Origin of the sequence: Ralstonia mojiangensis (genome assembly GCF_023955645.1) — a bacterium.
GTDB classification, from domain to species: domain Bacteria; phylum Pseudomonadota; class Gammaproteobacteria; order Burkholderiales; family Burkholderiaceae; genus Ralstonia; species Ralstonia mojiangensis.
Map to the genome: position 1 here is coordinate 70,437 of NZ_JAMXHU010000002.1, position 21,445 is coordinate 91,881.

General features: G+C 63.6%; 18 protein-coding genes and 1 tRNA gene. 6 read left to right on the forward strand and 13 right to left on the reverse strand.

The genetic code is table 11. The features are described 5' to 3' along the window. Window positions 1-16 precede the first annotated feature (16 nt). The 3 genes from NG898_RS07030 to NG898_RS07040 form a co-directional block, all read right to left on the reverse strand. Window positions 17-1,843, reverse strand: a complete 1,827-nt coding sequence (locus NG898_RS07030) for a DUF294 nucleotidyltransferase-like domain-containing protein (RefSeq protein WP_252691683.1) — start codon at window positions 1,841-1,843, stop codon at window positions 17-19. Window positions 1,844-1,908: 65 nt separating this feature from the next. Then, on the reverse strand, window positions 1,909-3,639 hold the full coding sequence (locus NG898_RS07035; RefSeq protein ID WP_252691684.1) for a cation acetate symporter: 1,731 nt from the start codon (window positions 3,637-3,639) through the stop codon (window positions 1,909-1,911). Then, a complete protein-coding gene (locus tag NG898_RS07040) occupies window positions 3,636-3,944 on the reverse strand; it encodes a DUF485 domain-containing protein (protein ID WP_092973156.1) in 309 nt (102 codons plus the stop codon). The genes NG898_RS07035 and NG898_RS07040 overlap by 4 nt, the downstream gene beginning before the upstream one ends. Before the next feature lie 524 nt (window positions 3,945-4,468). On the opposite strand from NG898_RS07040, the gene NG898_RS07045 reads away from it, so the two are divergent. Together NG898_RS07045 and NG898_RS07050 are read left to right on the forward strand one after the other, a co-directional pair. After that, window positions 4,469-6,172 (forward strand): MFS transporter, encoded by a 1,704-nt coding sequence (locus NG898_RS07045; RefSeq protein ID WP_252691685.1) that lies wholly within the window; start codon window positions 4,469-4,471, stop codon window positions 6,170-6,172. 48 nt (window positions 6,173-6,220) lie between these two features. Then, window positions 6,221-6,297, forward strand: a tRNA-Met gene (locus NG898_RS07050). Window positions 6,298-6,372: 75 nt separating this feature from the next. Here the strand turns inward: NG898_RS07050 and NG898_RS07055 are convergent. Both NG898_RS07055 and NG898_RS07060 read right to left on the reverse strand, forming a co-directional pair. Then, window positions 6,373-7,329 (reverse strand): alpha/beta fold hydrolase, encoded by a 957-nt coding sequence (locus NG898_RS07055; RefSeq protein WP_252691686.1) that lies wholly within the window; start codon window positions 7,327-7,329, stop codon window positions 6,373-6,375. 23 nt (window positions 7,330-7,352) lie between these two features. Continuing rightward, window positions 7,353-8,891 carry a flavin-containing monooxygenase gene (locus tag NG898_RS07060; protein WP_252692493.1) on the reverse strand — a complete coding sequence of 513 codons (1,539 nt, stop codon included), beginning with the start codon at window positions 8,889-8,891 and terminating at the stop codon, window positions 7,353-7,355. Window positions 8,892-9,010: 119 nt separating this feature from the next. Between NG898_RS07060 and NG898_RS07065 the strand changes: the two genes are divergently transcribed. Beyond that, complete coding sequence (locus tag NG898_RS07065; protein ID WP_252691687.1) at window positions 9,011-9,679, forward strand: TetR/AcrR family transcriptional regulator; 669 nt, start codon at window positions 9,011-9,013, stop codon at window positions 9,677-9,679. Here the strand turns inward: NG898_RS07065 and NG898_RS07070 are convergent. From NG898_RS07070 to NG898_RS07080, 3 genes are all read right to left on the reverse strand, one after another. After that, entirely contained in the window at window positions 9,676-10,662 is a 987-nt protein-coding gene (locus NG898_RS07070) for a M14 family metallopeptidase (RefSeq protein WP_252691688.1), read from the reverse strand. The genes NG898_RS07065 and NG898_RS07070 overlap by 4 nt on opposite strands. Before the next feature lie 38 nt (window positions 10,663-10,700). Next, entirely contained in the window at window positions 10,701-12,029 is a 1,329-nt protein-coding gene (locus NG898_RS07075; RefSeq protein WP_252691689.1) for an MFS transporter, read from the reverse strand. Between the two features lie 139 nt (window positions 12,030-12,168). Beyond that, entirely contained in the window at window positions 12,169-13,092 is a 924-nt protein-coding gene (locus NG898_RS07080) for a LysR family transcriptional regulator (protein ID WP_252691690.1), read from the reverse strand. 120 nt (window positions 13,093-13,212) lie between these two features. Between NG898_RS07080 and NG898_RS07085 the strand changes: the two genes are divergently transcribed. Continuing rightward, on the forward strand, window positions 13,213-14,421 hold the full coding sequence (locus NG898_RS07085) for an FAD-dependent oxidoreductase (RefSeq protein ID WP_252691691.1): 1,209 nt from the start codon (window positions 13,213-13,215) through the stop codon (window positions 14,419-14,421). Window positions 14,422-14,440: 19 nt separating this feature from the next. Continuing rightward, a complete protein-coding gene (locus NG898_RS07090; RefSeq protein WP_252691692.1) occupies window positions 14,441-15,016 on the forward strand; it encodes a hypothetical protein in 576 nt (191 codons plus the stop codon). Here NG898_RS07090 and NG898_RS07095 read toward each other — a convergent pair. The 3 genes from NG898_RS07095 to NG898_RS07105 all read right to left on the reverse strand — a co-directional run bounded on the left by NG898_RS07095 (window position 15,000) and on the right by NG898_RS07105 (window position 17,526). Then, window positions 15,000-15,332 (reverse strand): cupin domain-containing protein, encoded by a 333-nt coding sequence (locus NG898_RS07095; protein WP_252691693.1) that lies wholly within the window; start codon window positions 15,330-15,332, stop codon window positions 15,000-15,002. The two genes, NG898_RS07090 and NG898_RS07095, sit on opposite strands and share 17 nt — an antisense overlap. Window positions 15,333-15,408: 76 nt before the next feature. Further along, window positions 15,409-16,149, reverse strand: coding sequence for a response regulator transcription factor (locus NG898_RS07100; protein WP_252692494.1), 741 nt, complete (start codon window positions 16,147-16,149; stop codon window positions 15,409-15,411). A 459-nt stretch (window positions 16,150-16,608) separates the two neighbouring features. Then, window positions 16,609-17,526, reverse strand: a complete 918-nt coding sequence (locus tag NG898_RS07105; protein ID WP_092973177.1) for a LysR family transcriptional regulator — start codon at window positions 17,524-17,526, stop codon at window positions 16,609-16,611. Between the two features lie 151 nt (window positions 17,527-17,677). On the opposite strand from NG898_RS07105, the gene NG898_RS07110 reads away from it, so the two are divergent. Further along, the gene (locus NG898_RS07110) at window positions 17,678-18,574 is read left to right on the forward strand and encodes a pirin family protein (protein ID WP_252691694.1); all 897 of its coding nucleotides are present in this window, start codon (window positions 17,678-17,680) and stop codon (window positions 18,572-18,574) included. 33 nt (window positions 18,575-18,607) lie between these two features. Here the strand turns inward: NG898_RS07110 and NG898_RS07115 are convergent, their stop codons facing one another. After that, window positions 18,608-19,642 (reverse strand): serine/threonine protein kinase, encoded by a 1,035-nt coding sequence (locus tag NG898_RS07115; RefSeq protein ID WP_252691695.1) that lies wholly within the window; start codon window positions 19,640-19,642, stop codon window positions 18,608-18,610. Between the two features lie 5 nt (window positions 19,643-19,647). After that, entirely contained in the window at window positions 19,648-21,309 is a 1,662-nt protein-coding gene (locus NG898_RS07120; RefSeq protein WP_252691696.1) for a DEAD/DEAH box helicase, read from the reverse strand. Window positions 21,310-21,445 lie beyond the last annotated feature (136 nt).

Below are 21,445 nucleotides of genomic sequence, written 5' to 3' on the forward strand. Positions count from 1 at the left end.
GACCGCTCGCTCATATTCACATCCACTCGGTCCGCCAGCGCTGCCGCAGCAGCGCCTTGAACCGTTTAACGGCGCTCAACGCATCCTTGAGCAGATCACGCTCCAACGATGACAGGCGCGACAGATGCACGTCACACGACACCGGTTGATGCGCATCGATTTCCGCCAGCCCGGCCTTGAGCCGCAGCATCATCAGAAAGTGCAAGCTCTCGCTCAACTCGGCAGCCATGTGTGCGTCGAGCGCCTCGGCCCGCACCAGTGCATCCAGGCGCGGCACGGTGCCGGTCTCGTCGAGTACGCGGTGGGCCAGCGCAAGGCTGCGCACCCCGTGGACGATGGGGAAGATGCCCTCCTTCTTCACGTCGAGCACGGGATCGGAATCGCCAAACCCGAGAATGCGATCGCGCCAACCTGGCGCGGCACTGAAAGCCTCAATTGCAGCGGCAAAGCGGCCCAGTACGGCGTCGTTGTCGATCGTCAGTTCCGGCAACGTCCGCCGCAGTTGTTTGAGCAAGGCGGCATCGCCGCACACCGCATGCGCATCAAAAAAGATTGCCAGATGCATCAAGCCTTCGGGGCTGGGCAGGATGAGCCATTCGCGAATGCGCCGCGCAAAGTCGCTCGCGGTCATGCACCACTCGGGCCGGCTGAGCATGATGCCGCCGGGGCACGGCGGGTAGCCGAACGCGGCCAGTGCATCGGAGAAGCGCGTGACGATGCGCTGCAGGTCCGCGGGTGGCACGTAACCATCGCGCAGCACCAGCGCATTGTCCTGATCGGTCTTGAGCAACTGCTCGCCACGCCCCTCACTGCCCATGACAAACAGGCAACTGTTCTCCACGAGCTCGGGCGGCGCGATCATCTGCCAGGCCCGTTCAAACAGGCGTGCGTTGATTTCGCGCACGAGGCTGGCGACATGATCAATGCGCGAACCGCCACGTGTAAGCAACGCGACCATCCGCGTGATCTGCGCGGCCACCTGCGCGAGGGCGTCCAAGTCCTGAGCCAGGTTGATCTGCACCGTCAGCAGATACGAGTGGTTGGCCAGGAAGCTGAACACATCCAGTGATTCCAGCAAACCGAGAATCTCATCTCCGTGCGTGACGACCAGCCGGTGCACGCGATGGCGCAGCATCAGTGTCAGGGCGTCGCCGATCTGCGCGGAGGCCGGCACGGTGATGAGCGAGAACTGGCTCATCTGCCCTACCGCCAGACGATCCAGCGGTGTGCCTTGCAGGACGGCGCGCTGCAAGGAACTGCGTGTGAAGATGCCCACGCTCGGCGGGCTGCTGGTGCCATCACGCACGAGCACGTTCGAGGTGTTATGGGCTTGGAACAGCTTGACCACGGAGACCACGTCCGTGTCGGCATCCACAAAATGGGCGGGCCGGATGAAGGCATCGCTCACGCGAGAGACGGCCAGCGACTGCATCGTCTCCATGCTCTGCCGCTGTGCGATAGCGCTGAGCTTGCTGCCGAGGTCGGAAAAAAGCAGCGCACCGAAGGTGGCGTTGGCGGCAATGAGGTCACGCACGGCCTGACGTGCTACCTGATAGACCACCACTTCTTCAGCCGCGACGAAGCGGCTGCTTGCCTTGCCGGCCACCAGCGCCCGACCGTCGAAGCAATCGTCGGGGCCATAGGTGGCAATCAGTTCGTCGCCGTCGTACTGAGCGACGTGACCTTTGATGATCAGGAACAGGTGCAGCGGTGCAGCACCCGTATCGAGGATGATCTGCCCTTCCGGGCAATAGCCGATGTCGACGGCATCGCGCACCAGGCGCTGCTCGTCCTGATTGAGGCAATCGAACGGCCAGACGGCGAAGTTGAAAGCGCTGGGCATGGTTGCCTTGAAGGCGGGCGATGCAATCGCGTCACCCGCCTCCCATCAGCGAGGCGAATAGCCGATCAGTGGCCCGATGCGCCAGCCGCACCGAGACCCGTTTCCGAACGAACCTGCTGCGCGGCAAACGACGCCTTCTCGTTCTTGGCGCGAACACTGCTGTCCAGCACCGAGAACAGCCACACGCCCACGAAGCCGATCGTCATCGAGAACAGCGCGGGCGACGTGTACGGGAACCACGCCGAGCCCTTCGGATAGCCAAGCGTGGCTTCCCACACCGACGGCGAAACGATCGTCAGACCCACCGACGAGATCAGCCCCAGGAACCCGCCAATGACCGCACCACGCGTGGTGCAGCCCTTCCACAGCATCGAGAGGAACAACACCGGGAAGTTGGCAGACGCCGCCACCGCAAACGCCAGCGACACCATGAACGCGATGTTCTGCTTCTCGAAAGCGATGCCGAGCAACACGGCGATCACACCGAGCACCAGCGTGGTGATGCGCGACACCCGCAGCTCATCTGCGCTGTTGGCCTTGCCGTTCTTGAAGACCGTGGCGTAGAGATCATGCGACACCGCCGACGCGCCCGACAGCGTGAGACCCGCCACCACCGCAAGGATCGTTGCAAATGCCACGGCCGAAATGAAGCCGTAGAACACATCGCCGCCGACCGTCTTGGCCACCAGCACGGCTGCCATGTTGGCCGTGCCCGCGCCGCCCTTGATGACACCCTTGGCCACGTCGGAGAGCTCAGGGTTCGTCAAGACCAGCGTAATCGCACCAAAGCCGATGATGAAGATCAGGATGTAGAAGTAGCCGATCCAGGTGGTTGCCCAGAAGACCGATTTGCGTGCTTCCTTGGCATCGGGCACCGTGAAGAAACGCATCAGGATGTGCGGCAGACCAGCGGTGCCAAACATCAGCGCCATGCCGAACGAGATGGCCGAGATCGGATCCTTGATGAAGCCGCCCGGCGCCATCACAGACAGACCGATCTTGGCAGCCTCGTCGGGCGATTTGCCAGCATTGGCTGCAATGGCGGTCTTGACCTGTACCGCCTTGGCGAACAGCGCTTCAAAGCTGAAGCCGTACTGCGCCATCACCATGATCGCCATGAAGGTCACGCCGGCCAGCAGCATGCACGCCTTGATGATCTGCACCCAGGTGGTTGCGGTCATGCCGCCAAAGAGCACGTAGACCATCATCAACGCACCGACGATCACCACCGCGATCCAGTAATCCAGCCCGAACAGCAGCTTGATGAGCTGACCTGCACCGACCATCTGAGCGATCAGATAGAACGCCACCACCACCAGCGTGCCAACTGCGGCAAAGCTGCGGATGGGGCCTTGCTCAAACCGGTAGCCGGCCACGTCCGCAAAGGTGAACTTGCCGAGGTTGCGCAGACGCTCGGCCATCAGGAACGTGATGATCGGCCAGCCGACCAGAAAGCCGATGGAATAGATCAGGCCATCGTAGCCGGAGGTCATCACGGCCGCGGAAATGCCCAAGAAGGACGCAGCGGACATGTAGTCGCCCGAGATGGCCAGGCCATTCTGGAAACCGGTGATGCCGCCGCCCGCCGTATAAAAATCTGCCGCGGAGCGCGTACGCTTGGCTGCCCACTTCGTAATCCACAGCGTGCCGGCCACAAACAGCGCAAACAGCACGATGGCCGTGGTGTTGGTTTCCTGCTTGGCGGTCTGTCCGACATCGCCGCCGGCAGCCAGAGCTGCTCCGCAGGCGCCAGCGGCCAGTAGCGCCACCAGCAGAATCGAAAGCATCTTCTTCATTTGGCGACGTCCTTCAGGATGTCCTGCGTGAGTTGGTCGTATTCGCTGTTGGCCCGGCGCACGTAGATGCCGGTAATGACGACGGTGAAGATGATGACCGCCATACCGACTGGCACGCCCACGCTCATCACGCCTGTACCCACCGGCTTGGCGAGAAACGCCTTATCGAACGCGATCAGCGCGATGTAGCCGTAGTACACGGCCAGCATCAGCACTGTCAGAACAAGTCCGAGCTTGTTGCGTCGCTGTTTGAGCTGCGCATATTTCGGATGCGCCTCGATTTTTCCTACCAATCCATCCTGCATCGCCTGTCTCCTGGTTTGCTCTTGGAATGTGTGCGGCGATTCTGGATAGCGAAACTGACTGAACTCTTACTCACGCCGTCTGTGGCGGTTTACTGCGATAGTGGTTTTCCCTAGCGCTGCAGAACAACGTAAGAAACACTGCAAGGCATCCGGCGGAAAATGAGCCGCTGACCGGCGTCCCTCGCCCAAATTGACGCTGGCAAGCGCGGGCATCTTGTGCGTATGCACATTCGCAAGAGGTGCATATACCGTCTGGCACTGCCGGCACAAAGCGGGGGTCAGATGATGCAGCGCACGCGTCGCCGCAAGGGCTCGACCGATGCACCGCCACTCGACCCGAGCGCGCCCAAGTGCTTGATTTCCTTGAAATCCCGGCCGTCGATCGCGTGCATTGAAAGGCACATGCTTGTCAGAACGCCGTAAGTTTCGGCTTCCACAATCGTTGACACTTCCGCGGGCGAAAAGCGTTTGCGTTGTCATGTCCATGCCCAGCGGGACGACCTACGAAAAGAACAGGAGACAACATGGCAACCGTGCAAAGTGCACCGAACGCGCCCGTCGGGCGTGTGCAGCCCGCGCCCATGACGAAGGAGGAGAAGAAAGTCATCTTCGCCTCGTCGCTGGGGACGGTGTTCGAGTGGTACGACTTTTATCTCTACGGCTCGTTGGCGGCCATCATCGCCAAGCAGTTCTTCTCGGGCCTGGACCCCACGGCGGGCTTCATCTTTGCACTGCTGGCGTTTGCTGCCGGCTTCCTGGTGCGCCCGTTCGGCGCGCTGGTCTTCGGCCGTCTGGGCGACATGATTGGCCGCAAATACACGTTCCTGGTGACCATCGTCATCATGGGTACGTCAACGTTCATCGTCGGTCTGCTTCCGTCGTACGGCACGATTGGCGTCGCCGCGCCGGTCATTCTGATCGCGCTGCGCATGCTGCAAGGTCTGGCGCTGGGCGGTGAGTACGGTGGCGCCGCCACGTATGTCGCCGAGCATGCCCCGCACGGCCGCCGCGGTGCCTACACGTCGTGGATCCAGACGACGGCCACGCTGGGCCTGTTCCTCTCGCTGGTCGTCATCCTGGCCGTGCGCGAACTGACCGGCAAGGCATTCGACGACTGGGGCTGGCGCATCCCGTTCCTGGTGTCGATCCTGCTGCTCGCCACGTCGGTGTACATCCGTCTGTCGATGAGCGAGTCGCCGGCATTCCAGAAGATGAAGGCTGAGGGGAAGACCTCCAAGGCCCCGTTGACGGAAGCTTTCGGCCAATGGCGCAACCTGAAGATCGTGATCCTGGCGCTGCTCGGCCTGACCGCCGGCCAGGCTGTGGTGTGGTACACGGGCCAGTTCTACGCGCTGTTCTTCCTCACGCAGGTGCTGAAGGTCGACGCCTTCACGGCCAACGTGCTGATTGCGGTGGCGCTTGCCATCGGCACGCCGTTCTTCGTGTTCTTCGGGTCGCTGTCTGACCGCATCGGTCGCAAGAAAATCATCATGGCCGGCTGCCTGCTGGCGGTGCTGACGTACTTCCCGCTGTTCAAGGCGCTCACGCACTACGCCAACCCGGCGCTGGAGCGCGCCCAGCAGACCGCGCAGATCACGATCACGGTCGACCCGAAGGAGTGCTCGTTCCAGGGCAGCCCGATCGCCCGCGAAGTGGACTTCCGCTCTTCGTGTGACATCGCCAAGCGCACGCTGGCGCAATCGTCGGCCAGCTACGAGACGGTTGACGGCCCGGCCGGCACGGTCGCCACGGTGTCGATTGCGGGCAAGCAGATCACCTCGCTCAACGCCACCCGCACGGCAGACGGTCAGAACTTCGACGCCGATAGCAAGGCCAAGATCGCCGACTTCAAGAAGCAGGTGAGCGAGTCGCTCAAGGCGGCCAACTACCCGGCCAAGGCCGATCCCGCCCAGATGAACACCATCATGGTGCTGGTGATCCTGGTGATCCTGGTGATCTACGTGACCATGGTCTACGGCCCGATCGCGGCGATGCTGGTGGAGATGTTCCCGACACGCATCCGCTATTCGTCGATGTCGCTGCCGTATCACATCGGCAACGGCTGGTTTGGGGGCCTGCTGCCGACCATCTCGTTCGCCCTGGTGGCCCAGAACGGCAATATCTATCACGGTTTGTGGTATCCGATCTGGATCGCGGCCATCACCTTCGTGATTGGTGTGCTGTTCGTACGCGAAACCAAGGATGTGGATATCTATCGCAATGATTGAGACAGGGGGTTGACATATTCGCCGAAGACGGTAGAATCCCGCTTCTTCGGCGAATTAGCTCAGTCGGTTAGAGCGACGGAATCATAATCCGCAGGTCCGGGGTTCGAGTCCCTGATTCGCCACCAAATACCAAAAAGCCCTGCTCCGGCAGGGCTTTTTGCTTTTCTGCTGCAGCCCTGCCAGCCGCCAGGGCCATCACATTACGCAAGCGCCTCCGCTTGCGCAGGCACCCCGGCGGCCACCGCCAACACCCAATCCGTCGTCAAGGCCGGCTGCGTCACGGGCAGCATATGGCCGCCGTCGATGATGCGCAGGTTCACACGGTCGAGCTTCTGCTTGAGCGCTTCGCCCTGGCGCTTGACGTTCAGGATGCGGTCACCGCGGCCGTACAGCACGTCGACAGGCACCGTCATCGAGGCATAGCGGCGTTCCATGTCGGGCAGATCTTCCGGCGCAGAGACCAGATCCGACGAAGCCGCATAGAACACATGCGGACGCAGCCCCAGCAAGCCGCCGCCCTTGAACGGGAAATCCTTCGGCATGGCCTCGGGCGCGAAGACCGCGGCGATGGCCTTGCGCGAATTGATGATCGACAGAGGAATCGCAAGCGTCCATGACACCAGCCTGCGCACCAGCGGCGACGGCAACACGAGGCCCTTGAACGCACCGGGCGGCGTGCTTTCTGCATGCGTGAGCGGCGCGATCAACGCAAGCCGGCGAATGACTTGCGGATGGTTCAGCCCCACCGCCAGTGAAATCGCCCCGCCAAGCGAATGCCCCACCAGCACGGGCTTGTCGAGCTCGAGCTTCTCGATGCACTGCGCGACCATGCGCGCCTGCGCGTAGATGTTGGCCGGCGAATCGGCGCCGCGCACGGATCGCCCAGCCCCCGGCCGGTCGATCACGATCACGCGATGCGAGCGCGCAAGCCGGTCCATATCCAGATACGCGAAGTTGCGCAGGTTGCCGCACAAGCCGTGCACGAACACGATGGCCGGCCCCTTGCCCCGATCGGTGTAATGCACGCGATCTGCCCCGACATCGAGGAACTTGCCTTCGGGCGGGAATCCTTTTGTGACGCGGCGTGCGATGAAGAAGGTGAACGCAACGGGCGCGAGGATGGCAAGCGCGATGACGCCAAAAATGGTGCTGGTCATAATGTCCACGATACGGGAGGCAGTTAAGCGGGCTGTGCCGCGCCGATCGGCTGCGCGCGACGTTCGAACTGCATGGCGCTGTCGGCCAGTGTGCCGAACTTGAGCATCATCAGATCGCGCGCGTAGTTCTGATACGACTTCCACGGCTGCTTGTCGCCCTGTTTGGGCAGGATGGCCGCCGCGCGTTGGATGTAGCCGGATGTCAGTTCGACGGCGGGCTCGCGGCTCATGGCTTCGTCATCGAGACGTGGCACGCAGGTATCAAAACCGTTGGACTGCATGTGGTTGAGCAACCGGCAGACGTACTGCGCGATCAACTCGGCCTTCAGCGTCCACGACGCATTCGTATAGCCAAACGACGACGCGAGGTTTGGCACGCCGCTGTACATCATGCCCTTGTACGACACCGTCTCGGCCAGATTCACGGCACGCCCGTCGACGGTGATGGCCGCCCCGCCCAGCACCTTCAACTTGAGCCCTGTGGCCGTGACGATCACGTCGGCATCTAGATGCTCGCCGCTCTTGAGCTGCAGGCCGGTCGGCGTGAAGCATGCAATCTCGTCGGTCGCAATCGAGGCCTTGCCCGCGCGGATCGTCTTGAACAGATCGCCGTCCGGCACGAGGCACAAGCGCTGGTCCCACGGGTTGTAGCGCGGCGTGAGGTGTTTGCGCACGTCGAACCCGGGGCCGATCTGCTTGCCGGCCATGCGGATGATGAAGTCTTTGAATGCCTTCGGCTTGCGACGCGCGAGGCTGTAGAAGTACATCGTCAGCAGCACGTTCTTGGTGCGCACCAGCCGGTGAGCGAGGCCGGACGGCAACCAGCGGCGCAATGTGTTGGCCACGGCATCCTGCTCCGGCCGCGAGACGATGTACGTGGGCGAGCGCTGCAGCATCGTCACGTGCTGCGCGGTGCCGGCCATCGCAGGCACCAGCGTGACGGCCGTGGCGCCGCTGCCGATCACCACCACGCGCTTGCCGGCGTAAGACAGATCGCTCGGCCAATGCTGCGGATGGACGATGCGACCTTGGAACGTGTCCATCTCGGGCCACGTCGGAGCGTGGCCTTCTTCATAGTCGTAGTAGCCGCTGCACATGTAGAGGAACTTGCAGGTGAGCTGCACCGGCTCCTCGCCCGCGCCATCGCTGCGCAGCGCCTGCACCGTCCAGCGCGCTGCGGCGGAATCCCAGCTCGCACCCGTCACCTTGTGACGAAAGCGGATCGACTTGTCGATGCCGAACACACGTGCGGTCTCGCGGATGTAATCGAGAATCGTCTGGCCGTCGGAGATGGCCTTGCTGCTGTGCCACGGCCGGAAGCTATAGCCGAGCGTGAACATGTCGGAGTCGGAACGGATGCCGGGATAGCGGAACAGGTCCCACGTGCCTCCGATGGTTTCGCGCCCTTCCAGGATGGCGAAGCGCGCCGACGGACAACGCTCGCGCAGGTGATACGCCGCGCCAATGCCCGAGAGCCCCGCGCCGACGATGAGCACGTCGAGGTCTGCCTCCGGCGCGGCAGCCCGGTTGCGGGGCGCGCCCGGGTTGGCGCTTCGCTCCATCGTCGTGTCCATGCGGTCTCCTGTTCGCGGCCCGGATGCGGGCGTGGCAAATTTCGCCTTAAATGTGGTGTGATTCGTCACCACTTTAATTTTTGGACGTCCTGACGTCAAATAGCGAAATGGAGAAAACATTTGAAACAGCCGACGCGCCCGCCAAGAAAGGCCGCCCGTATGGCGGTGTGGCGCCAGAAGCACGTGCCGCAGAACGCCGGGATGCGTTGATCCGCGCCGGCACGCGCGTGTTCGGCACAGTGGGCTTTCGCAAGGCCACCGTGCGCGCGATCTGCCAGGAAGCGAAGCTCAACGACCGGTACTTTTACGCCGCGTTCGACAGCACCGAAGCCCTGCTGCGTGCGACCTACCAGCAACATGCCGAAGACTTGCGCACACGGGTGTCGGACGCCACCGCCGCTGTCAGCAACACGCTGGAAGCGCGCGTCGACGCTGGCCTGCACGCGTTTTTCGCGTTCCTGCGAGACCCGTGCGCGGCGCGCGTGCTGCTGCTGGAAGTGATGGGCGTGAGCCCGGAAACGGACGCAACCTACCAGCGCAACCTGCTGGAGTTCGGCAAGCAGATCATGGCGAATGCCCAACTGCCAGGCGCCCACAGTGACGACGATGCCGAGCTGCGCGCCGATCAACGCATCATCGGTCTTGCGCTTGTGGGTGCCCTGACAAACGTCGGTGCAGCGTGGCTGCTGACCGGCTATCGAGATCCCGAAGAAAAGATGGTGCGCAACTGTCGGCAGGTCGTGCTCGGCACATTGCGCACCATGCTGGGCACTTAGGCGGAGCCTTCAGGCTTGCCTAGCCGGACCACGGTCACGCCCGGCGCCAGATGCCGCAACGATGGCTGCAGCAGCACGCAGTTGTCGTACGGCGTGACGATCTGCAGGTCTCCATCGGTGGCGATGACGGTGCCAGCTCGCGCGATGGTCTCCATGCCGCGATAGCCGTCCGCAAAACGGAACGCCGTGGAGTTGGCGACGACCGGATCGGTCACGCGAATGCAGCGCACGCCCAGCGCGGGCGCCATGCCTAGCCATTCCGATACCGCAGCTGCATCGACGGTGCCCAGCGCCACCAGGAAGCGCGCGCACGCATCCAGCGCCACATCGCGGCTCACGCGCTCGAAGTGCTGACCGCATTCGATCAGCAACGCGTTCTTGGGACTGGCGGCATCGCCAAAGCCGCCGTAGTCGCGCAGGCGGCGGCCTGCGGCATGGCCGGCATCGATCATCAGATGCGAAGGCGCACCGACCTGGCGGCCCAATGCGACGCCTTTGGCATGCGGACCGGTCAGCATCAGCGGCTGGGCCTTCTCGTGCATCGAGTGGATATCGAGCAGGTAATCAACCGTGTCGATCACCGGGCGCAACGCGCGCGCGCGGCGCAGTTCCAGCGTATTGCCCAGGCCATCGAGCTTGTCGGCAGACCACACGCGGTTCAAGTCTTCGTCGATAAATCGCGTGGCATCTGGGTCGTTAATGTCAAAGCGCTCGTACGCCTCCACATTGGCGAATGACAGCGTGAGCCGGCCCCGTGTCGGGCGCACGCCGGCACCTAGCAGCGTATCCACCGCAATCGCGCCGCACAGCTCATTGCCATGCGTGAGCGCGTTGATCATGACGTGGGGCCCAGGCATGCCGCTATCGAACGTATGGACGTAATCAATGCCGTGCGTGCCTGTCTTCCAGCGGCGGATATCCGGCTTCTGCAGCTCAATTGGGTACACCGGCAGCGTGGCGCGCAGCGCCTCCAGGGTCATCATGCGAAATCCTTCGGTGTGACGAGAAGTTCTGTTCAGGTTCAGTGCGCACGCGCACGTCCGCGCAGCATCCATAGCGAGGCCAGGCTGATCAGCGTGGTCGCAAACACATAAAAACTTGGCGACGTCTTGATGTGCGTGACACCAATCAGCCACGTGACGATCAGCGGCGAGAACCCGCCGAAGATCGTTACCGACAAGTTGTAGCTCAGCGCCAGGCCCGTGCCGCGCGTACGCGTCGGAAAGATGTCGGCCAGGAGCGCGGGCAGCGGCGCCAGGATGGCGGCCAACAGCACGCCCACAATCGCCTGCATGACCAGCAACGTCCAGAACGTCGGTTGTGCGACCAGCGTGGCAAACATGGGATACGTCGACAGCGCGATTACCACCATCGCAATCGACACCACGCGGATGCTGCCGAAGCGATCTGCCAGCAAGCCGAACGCGGGCGCCATCACCATCAGCATCGCGCCCGTGATCATCGTGCAGACCAGCGACGCACTGGTCGCGATGTGCAGTTGATTGATGGCATAGGTCGGCATGTAGACCTTCTGCACATAGTTGAATGCGGTGACGGCCACGACCACCCCCGCGCCCAGCAGCAGTCCGGGCAAACCCTGCGTGAGCGTGTCGCGCAGCGGCGAGCGCGCTTGCAGCGCGGCCGGCGCTTCCGCCTGCATGGCGACGAACTCCGGCGTTTCCGGCGTATGGCGGCGGATATAGACGCCGATCGGCCCGATCAGCAAACCGAACAGGAACGCCGCGCGCCAACCCCATGATTCCACCTGGGCGGTGGTCAGCGCGTAGGTGATCCACGCGCTCAAGCCTGCCGCCAGCAAGGTGGCGAGACCCTGCGTGGCGGCCTGCCAGCTTGCGTTGTAGCCCATGCGCTTGCCGTTGGCGTGCTCGATCATGAACGCCGTGGCCGATCCGAATTCACCGCCGGCCGAAAAGCCCTGCAGCAGTCGCGCCACGATCACGATGGCTGGCGACCACAGGCCGATCGACGCATAGGTCGGCGCAAACGCGATCATCGCCGTGCCCAGCATCATCAGCAGGATCGACCACGTCAGCGCAGCCTTGCGCCCGACACGGTCTGCATAGCTCCCAAGCACCATCGAGCCCAGCGGCCGCATGATGAACGACACGCCAAACGTGCCGACCGAGAGCATCAGCGAACTCCACGCATCACCTGTCGGGAAGAACAGCCTGCCGATGGTGATGGCGAAATAGCCGTAGATCAGCAGATCGTAGTATTCGAGCGCGTTGCCGACGCTGGCCGCCAGTACGGCACGCCAGGGCGAGGGATGTCGATGGGTGTCGGTGGCGCGTGCGGATGGGCCGCTCGCATTGAGGGTGTGGGCTGGCATGGTTGTCTCCCCGTGGTCTGTGCCGATCCGCCTGTTTTGCTGAATAACGCTGGCGGGCGAAGGTTGCGGAGGAGTCTAGGTGCCGTGCCCACGCGGCTTGTGCCGTTTCGGCACAAGGTTGGGCTTTTTGCGATGCGGGTCAGGCGAGATCGGCGCGGACGTTGGCATTGGCGTTTTCGACGGCCCGTTGCCACACCTCGTCAAGCAGCGCGCTCTGGTTGCTGCGCACGCGCATCATGCGGATGTTGACGTGGATGTGCCAGGCGTCGTCGCCAGCGGGGCGCAGTTCACCCGCGTTCAGGTGCGCCCTGGCCAGGCGATACGGCAGCCACGCCATGCCGAATCCACGCAAGGCCATCTCTTCCACCGCTTCATAAAAATCCGCCTGGAACACCGGCTGCAGATGCGCCTTGCGATCGGCAGCGGCCAGATGGCTGTCCAGCATCTGCCGCAACGTCAGCCCCCGCGCAAAGGCCAGCCACGGCAGCGGTGCGGCGGCCGAACCCGGCAGCGTGAAGCGCGGGCGGCCGCGCTTGTCGGGGGCGCTCACCGGCACGAGCGTCTCGCTGCCCAGCAGGCAGTGGTCGTACTTGCGCGGATCGAGCAGCGCATCGGCCTGCGGGCTGGCGTAGGCGATGAGCAGATCGACCGTGCCATCGGCAAGTGCCAGGACGCCCTCCTGCGTGCCGCCCGTCGTCACGCTAAGCGGAAACACGCCGCGTTGGCGTGCCAGCGTTTCATACCAGCCGGGGACGAAGGTGCGCGCCAGCGTGCGCCCTGTGCCGATCTTGAGCGCCACGGGCAGTTGCGCCTCCCGCAGCAGCAAGCGCGCATCGTTCAGGCCATCGACGGCATTGGCCGCGGCATCCAGAAACAAGCGCCCCGCCGCCGTGAGCGTGACGGGATGCTCGCTGCGCTCGACCAGTGCGGTGCCCACCCATTCCTCCAGGGCCTTGATCCGGCGGCCGAATGCGGGGTGCGTGACGTTGCGGTTCTCGGCGGCGCGGCTGAAGCTGCGCGTCTTGGCGAGTTCCTTGAAGTCTTCCAGCCATTTGATCTGCATGGCGCGTCCGGGTGGGATGGTGAGCGTGAGGTCTGCGCATTATCTCCGCAGCCTGCACGAACGGGCTTAACGTGCGTGCCGTATCGTTATCATCTTGAGCAAACGATCCGCCACACCTTCATGACCGCACCCCGCCCGCTGTCCATCGGCATCGCCGGCGCCGGTAACGCCGGACTTGCCGCTGCCATCGCGTTTGCCCGCCAGGGGCACAACGTGCACGTCTTCGAAAAGCACCCGCAGCTGACCGCCATGGGTGCGGGCCTGCTGATCCAGCCGCAGGGTATCCGCGCGCTGGAGGCACTCGGCGTGGGCCGCGAGCTTGAGGGCATCGGCGCGCCGATCGACCGGCTGATCGGCCTGAGCCATCGCGGCTGGCGTCTGCTCGACATCGACTACGCCGAGACGCCCGGCCGCGCCGTCACGCGGCATGCGCTGTCATCCATGCTGTACGACGCAGCGTTGCACGCGGGCGCATCATTCCACTTTGGTTGCGCGATCCAGCAATTGCTTGTTGATGGACCGCGCGCGCAGGTCGCGCACACGCAGGGCGAATCAATCTTCGATCTGTTTGTGATTGCCGATGGCGCGGCCTCTGCGCTGCGTGAGCCCGCAGGCCTGGCCGGCCCGTCGAGCACCTATCGATGGGGCACGCTTTGGTTCCAAGGGTGGGTGGATGGCTGGAACCCGCGCGTGCTGCAGCAGCGCTTTCGCGGCACACGCGAAATGATGGGCCTGCTGCCTACCGAAGTGGACGGCACCCGCACTCGCCTATCGATGTTCTGGAGTCTGCCCGGCGATGCCGTGGACGCCTGGCGCCAGACCGACATCACGCAGTGGAAGGCGCATGTGCTGAGCCTGTGGCCGCACGCCGCGCCCATGGTCGAACAGATCGGCTCTCACGACGATATGCCTTTTGCCGTCTATCGCCACACGTGGCCGCGCGCGTTGGCCAAACCACCTTACTGCGTCATCGGCGATGCCGCGCATGCCATGAGCCCGCAGCTCGGTTTGGGGACCACGCTGGCCGCGCAAGATGCCCTGGCACTTGCCGCGTGCGTGCAAGTGCATGGCCCCACCCATGGCGCGCTCGCCTACCACGCCCGTCGTCTGCGCACCGTGCAGGCCTACCAGACGCTAAGCCGTGCGCTCACGCCATGCTTCCAGGCGCAATACGGCGGTTGGATGCGAGACGTGGTGTTTGCCACCGGCTTGCGCGTACCCGGTGTCGCATGGCTGATGAAACGCAGCTTGGCAGAGCCGCCCGCTCGCGATGCCGCATTCGCTCCAGCTGCGGCTTCCACGTCTACGAGCGAAAAGCCCCAAGCATGACACCACGCCATCCATCAGCATGAGCCTGTTGCACACATTCCTTCCCGAGCATCAGTTCAGCGAGCAGCACCACATACGGGTCAATGCATCGCCCGCGCGCGTGCTCGACATGGCCTCGCAACTTGACGTCACGGATTTCCCGGTAGCCAGGCTGTTCCTGCACCTGCGCGCCATCCCGGCGCGCATCGCCGCCGCGATGGGCAAGCCCAGTGCGCGACGTATCGATGCCGGATTCGGCCTGCACGATTTCACGGTACTCGGCCGCGATGGAGATCGCGAACTCGCGCTCGGCCTCGTCGGCCGCTTCTGGGAATCCGACGGCGGACTCGTCCACGTTGAAGCCAGCGCGTTTCGCACGTTCTCCGAACCCGAGATCGCCAAGCTGGTCATGACGTTCGTTGCCGAATCCGACGGCACCGGTACGCTGCTGACCACCCGCACGTGCGTGCATTGCTCCAGCACATCGGCCCGCCGCCGCTTCACGCCTTACTGGGTGCTGATCCGCATGCCAAGCGGACTGATCCGGCGGATGATGCTGCAGCGGATCAAGCAACTCGCGGAGGCACACGACGCCCCGCTTACACGTCCAGAATGACCAACGTGCCCGTGCTGCCGGCATCCACGCAGTGCGGCACGCCGGCGGGCACGACATACAGCTCGCCGCGCGACACCGTTACCGCTTCGCCGTCGATGCACAGGCGCAACTCGCCATCGATCACCAGCAGGCCTTCGGCATAGTCGTGCACTTCGTCGGGATACGGCGTGCCGTCCATGCGCAGCACCTTGAAGTTGCCGCCGCCAAAGCGCTCCAGCACGCGAGACGACCATGCGCGCGGCAACGCATCGGCCTCTGCATTGAGATTGAAAAACGGCACGCCGACCTCGCCCAAGGAAAAGGAAGCGCCGAGCATACCAGCCGATGGATAACGAGAAAGGGCGCCCGCATTGCTGCTGGGGCGCCCTTACTACGTGGCGGTCGGCGTGCGCTTAAGCGTCGTAGGATGCGAGGTCCATCTGGGACAGCGCATTCATGTCATCCGCCGGCCTCAGGTGGTCCACGCGGTAACCGTGTTTGTACACCGCCACCAAGCGCACTTCGTTCACCGGTTCGATGTTCAGCTTCATGCGGATGCGCGACACGTGGCTATCGATTGTGCGCGTGTACTCCGATGAATTACGGCCCCACACCTGTCCGAAAATATGGTCGCGCGACAGCGTGCGGCCCACGTTCGAGAACAGCAGCAGCGCCAGCTGAAATTCGATGCCCGTCAGCGTAACGGGCTCGCCGTGCAGTGTGATCTGCTGGCGTTGTGGGTTGAAGTGGTACGGCCCTACCGAGAACGGCAGGCGGCCATACGGGATCGGATACGCACGGCGCAGCAACGCATCGACGCGGGCACGGAGCTCGGCAATGCGGAACGGCTTCGCAATGTAGTCATCGGCGCCTTGGGTCAGTGCGCGCACGATGCTCTTTTCACCTTCTTCGGCTGTGACGAACAGGATGGGAAGCACGTCCCTGTGACGGCTGCGCACCACGCTCAGCACATCGATACCGAGCATGCCCGGCGTGTGCCAGTCGAGGATCAGCATGTCGTACGACGATCGGCCCAGCATGCGCAGCAACGTCGCTCCATCGCTGTAGGGCGTCACGTCGTGGCCAGACTGGGACAGGATCTGGACGATGACTTCGCTTTGGAAGGGATCGTCTTCAAGCAAGGCGATACGCATGTTCGGCTCCATGAAAATTGCGCACATGCGTGCCGGATGGCGCGAGCGTTGATAGCGCCCGACCGTCGCGTTCAGCGCGATCCGTTGCATGTGTTACGTGTTTGCAATTTTCGTGGCGAGGTTTGCTACGAACCATGAGAAGAGTCCTAATTTGTGAAGCGCCTTGAATCATCCGGTGCCGCATTCATTCCACGAAATCTGGACAAAAAAAAGCCCGGACAACAAGGTCCGGGCGGCGGTATTTCCCACAATGTGACGGGATCGGAAACACCCAAGGGTCGCATGTGCCAGACTGCGTCGCTGTGCGCCGGGGGGACACACTGCAACGCTTACGGGGGATAACGTCAAGAAGGGTCAGACGTACTGGTCGGCACACGCGAAGCGCATGATGCCGTGCGATACGCGCTGTCGGAGCAGTCGTGACAACATTTGACGCGCCCGCTTCTGAGCCGTCACGCCTCAGGTGGGATCCGCGTTTTCCAGCTCTTGCCGAATCGACTCGGTCAGCATGTCGATCAACAATCGAACGCGTTTGGGAACGAACCGGGCGGATGGCGTGACGAGGTTGATCGGCTCTCCGCTGGTCGCATAATCGGGCAGCACGCGCACGAGGCGAGGCAGCGGAGCGTTGGCGCGCGCCACGGCACTCGCGTACAGCGGCAGCGGGCCGATGCCAGCGCCCGACGCGATCAACGTTTCCAGATAGATAAGGCTGTCGGAGTTCAGGCGGGCGCGCACGGCCACCGTTTTCAGGCCATCGGGGCCAACGAGGCGCCATTGCGTTTCGCCGCGGCCGGTGCCGCGGAAATCGAGGCAGCAATGGTCGGCCAGCCCTTGCACGGTGTCTGGAGCGCCGCGGCGCTGCAGGTAATCGGGCGAGGCGAACAAGCCGATGCGCAACACACCAAGCGACCGCGCCACGAGAGAACTGTCGGCCAAGCGTCCGACGCGGACAGCAAGGTCAAATCCTTCCTGCACCAGATCGACATTACGCGGCGTCAACACCACGTCCAGGTCAATCTCCGGATACTGCTGCATGAAGCGCGCCGCGACAGGCGCCACCAGGAGGCGGCCGACGTCTTCGGAAGACGTGATCCGGACCTTGCCGCGCGGCAGGTCTTGCAGCTCGCCGGCGCAGGTCGTGGCGCGTTCGATGTCTTCCAGTGCATGCGACGCCACCTGATACAGACTCTGGCCGGCATCGGTCAAATGCAACGTGCGCGTTGTGCGTTGTAACAGTCGTACGTTCAAATCCTGTTCAAGCGCCGCAATGCCCCGGCTGACGGACGATTTGGGCAGATCGAGCCGCGTTGCCGCTGCCGTGAAGCTCCCCGCTTCGACCACGCGCACGAACAGCGCCAATTGGTTCAGATCCATGGTTTTCCTCCTTTTATCGTGATGCGCGCCGGCCTGGGATTGTGATTGTCTCGCCGGGAGCAACATTTTTTCCCACAATAACCGACTAGTGCAAACCGGGCAACCACCCTACATTTGGCATATGACAAACGCCCGATTTCAGGAGAACAACATGGAAACCCTCGTGCAACCGCAAGTGCAACGTGGCCGCCGCGTGGAGCGCATCATCACGGGCCGCCCCACCTCGGACGGCGCGGGCGTGAAGCTCACGCGCGTCCTGACGAACAACCTGCAACGTCGGCTGGACCCGTTCCTGATGCTGGACGCCTTTCGTAGTGACGACCCGAACGACTATCTGGCCGGCTTTCCCGACCACCCGCACCGCGGCTTTGAAACGGTGACGTACATGATCGCTGGCCGCATGCGCCACCGCGACAGCGCCGGCCATGAAGGCCTGCTGCAACACGGCGGCGTGCAGTGGATGACGGCCGGCAGCGGCGTCGTGCACTCTGAAATGCCGGAACAAGAAGACGGCGTGATGGAAGGCTTCCAGCTGTGGCTGAACCTGCCCGCCAGCGACAAGATGACGACACCGTGGTACCGCGACATCCCGTCGAACGAGATTCCCGAGTTCACGACGGAAGACGGCGTGGCCGTGCGCGTGATCGCAGGAGAATCGCAAGGCGTGCAAGGTGCGATGACACGTGAAGCGACACAGCCGCTGTACCTCGACATCACGCTGCCGGCGGGAGCGTCGTTTGCGCAGGTGCTGCCGGCCGGACACAACGCGTTCGTCTACGTGTTCCGTGGCAGCGCGCTGGTGGGCGATGCGGAAGCATCTGGCAACGCTGGGCTGCAACGCGTGGAAGACAAGCAGATGGCCATCCTCGCCAACGCGGAAGGCAGTGACGGCGTGGTCATCCGTGCAGGGGATGCCGAGGCGCGCGTGCTGCTGGTGGCGGGCAAGCCGCTGAACGAGTCGATCGCTCAATACGGCCCGTTCGTGATGAACACGCAGGAAGAAATCTTCCAGGCCGTGCGTGACTTCCAGGCCGGCAAGTTCGCCTAAGCCCAAGCCTCAAAGAAAAACCGCCGCTCGGTTTCACCAGAGCGGCGGTTCGTCCAACAGCGCGATCTGCTCGCGCAATTCCAACACCCGGTCCTGCCAGTAGCGTTGCGTGTTGAACCACGGAAACGCGGCAGGAAACGCCGGATCATTCCAGCGACGCGCCAACCATGCGCTGTAATGCAGCAAGCGCAGCGTGCGTAGCGCTTCCACCAGATACAGCTCGCGCGTGTCGAATTCGCAGAAGTCTTCATAGCCGGCAAGCAAGCTGGCGAGCTGCGATTGCATCGATGCGCGATCGCCCGAGAGCAGCATCCACAGGTCCTGCACAGCGGGGCCGGTGCAGCTGTCATCAAAATCGACGAAATGCGGGCCGGCACTGCGCAGCGGATCACCCTGCTTGGCGTCGGCCTCTTCGATCCAGAGCACGTTCGAGGCGTGGCAATCGCCGTGCAGACGCAGCAGCGAAACGTCGCCCGCGCGGTCGTAGCAGCGGCGCACGCCGTCGAGTGCGGCGTCGGCGACGCTGCGCCAGGCTGGTAACAAATCGGGCGGGATGAAATCGTGCTCGAGCAGCCAGTCGCGCGATTGCACGCCAAAGGTGTCAATGTCGAGTGCGGGCCGCGCCATGAAAGACCGCTGCGCGCCGACGGCGTGGATGCGCCCGAGGAAACGGCCCATCCATTCAAGCGTGTCGTCTTGGTCGATGGCAGGCACCCGGCCTGCACAACGCGGAAAGACCGCGAAATGCCAGCGCTCGAACGCGTGCAGCGTGCGGCCATCGATTTCCAGCGGCGCGATCACGGGGATTTCCGCCGCCGCAAGTTCTGCCGTAAAGGCATGTTCTTCGACAATCTGCGCCTCGGTCCAGCGGCCCGGGCGGTAGAACTTGGCCACCACTGGCGCGCTGTCTTCCACGCCGACCTGGTAGACGCGGTTTTCGTAGCTGTTGAGCGCGAACATGCGGCCGTCCGGCATCAGCTCGACCTGCGCCAACGCATCGAGGATGCTGTCGGGCGTCAGGCCGTCGTAGGGCGCTTCAATTGATGCAGGCCGGCCGTCGTCGTGCATGAACGTCAGGCTTTACGGCCGCCCAGCAGCGCAGCAGCCTTGGCAAACAGACCGTTGAACGGCTGCTTGGCCGGCTGCCCCTTGTGGGCAGGCTGCGCGGCTTGCGTGTTCGATGCGCGGCGTTGTTGGCCACCCTGCGCACCTTGGCCATTGCCCTGGCCCTGACTTTGGCCATTACCTTGGCGTTGGCCGCGCGCTTGCGATTGGCCATTGCGCGGCTTTGGAGCTTGGCCGTCACGCTGACCTTGCTGACCTTGCGCCTGACGCTGGCGGCTGCCGCCACCATTGCGACCCTGGCCTTGGCCTTGATTCTGACCCTGCCCCTGACCATTACCGCTCGATTCGCGACGCGGTTCGCGAGGCTCACGCGGAGCCCGCGGCTCGCGTGGCGCAGCGTTGGCGCTGGCCTGACGAGGCTGCTGGCTACGGCCACCGCCCGGGCGGCCACCACGCGCGTTGCCGCCACGGCCCGCCGAGTTGCGCCCGTTTGGAATCGGCTCCGCCGCGATGGTTGGGTCCGGCTCGAAACCTTCCAGCACGGTACGCGGCAGTTCGCGCTTGATGAGGCGCTCAATGTCACGCAGCAAACCATGCTCGTCCACGCAGACCAGCGAGATCGCCTCGCCTTGCGCACCGGCGCGGCCCGTGCGGCCGATACGGTGCACGTAATCTTCCGGCACGTTCGGCAAGTCGAAGTTGACCACGTGCGGCAGTTGGTCGATGTCGATACCGCGCGCGGCGATGTCCGTGGCAACCAGCACGCGCAGCGTTCCGGCCTTGAATTCCGTCAGCGCACGCGTGCGCGCCGATTGGCTCTTGTTGCCGTGAATGGCCAGCGCGGGAATGCCGTCGCGCGTGAGCTGCTCGGCCAGGCGGTTCGCGCCGTGCTTGGTGCGAGTGAACACCAGCACTTGGTGCCAGTCGTTGTCGCGCACGAGCTTGGCCAGCAGTTCGCGCTTGCGCTCGCGATCCACCGGATAGATGCGTTGCTCGACCGTCTCGGCCGTCGTGTTGCGGCGCGCGACTTCGATCAGCGCCGGCTTATCTAGCAAGCGATCGGCCAGTTCGCGAATGTCGTCAGAGAACGTTGCCGAGAACAGCAGGTTCTGACGCTTCGGCGGCAGGATGTTGAGGATCTTGCGGATGTCGTGGATGAAGCCCATGTCTAGCATGCGATCGGCTTCGTCCAGCACCAGCAGTTCAATGTGGGACAGATCGATGGTGCGCTGGCCGACGTGGTCCAGCAGGCGGCCCGGCGTGGCCACGACGATATCGACACCGCGCTTGAGTGCATCGATCTGCGGGTTGATGCCGACGCCGCCGAACATCACCATCGACTTCAGCGGCAGGTATTTGCCATAGGCGCGCACGCTTTCTTCCACCTGCGCGGCAAGCTCACGCGTGGGCGTCAGCACCAGCGCACGGATCGGGAAGCGCATGCCCTGCGGCGTCTGCACCTTGTTGGGCTGCGAAGCAGACAGGCGGTGCAGCAGCGGCAGCGTGAAACCGGCGGTCTTGCCGGTGCCGGTCTGTGCACCGGCGAGCAGGTCACCGCCCTTGAGGATGGCGGGGATGGCCTGGCGTTGAATCGGAGTGGGTTCTGCGTAGCCGAGTTCGGCCACGGCACGTACCAGCTTGTCTGACAAGCCGAGTTCGGAAAACGACATGGAAAAGCAATTGGACCGGCGTGTCCCGCGCATTCGTTCGTGCGCCAATCGTGGACAAAGCCTAGGTAGGTGACGGGGCGACTGGACCCCGGGGACTGCAAGAAGGGCGCTAGTTTAACAGGTGATGGTGTTTACC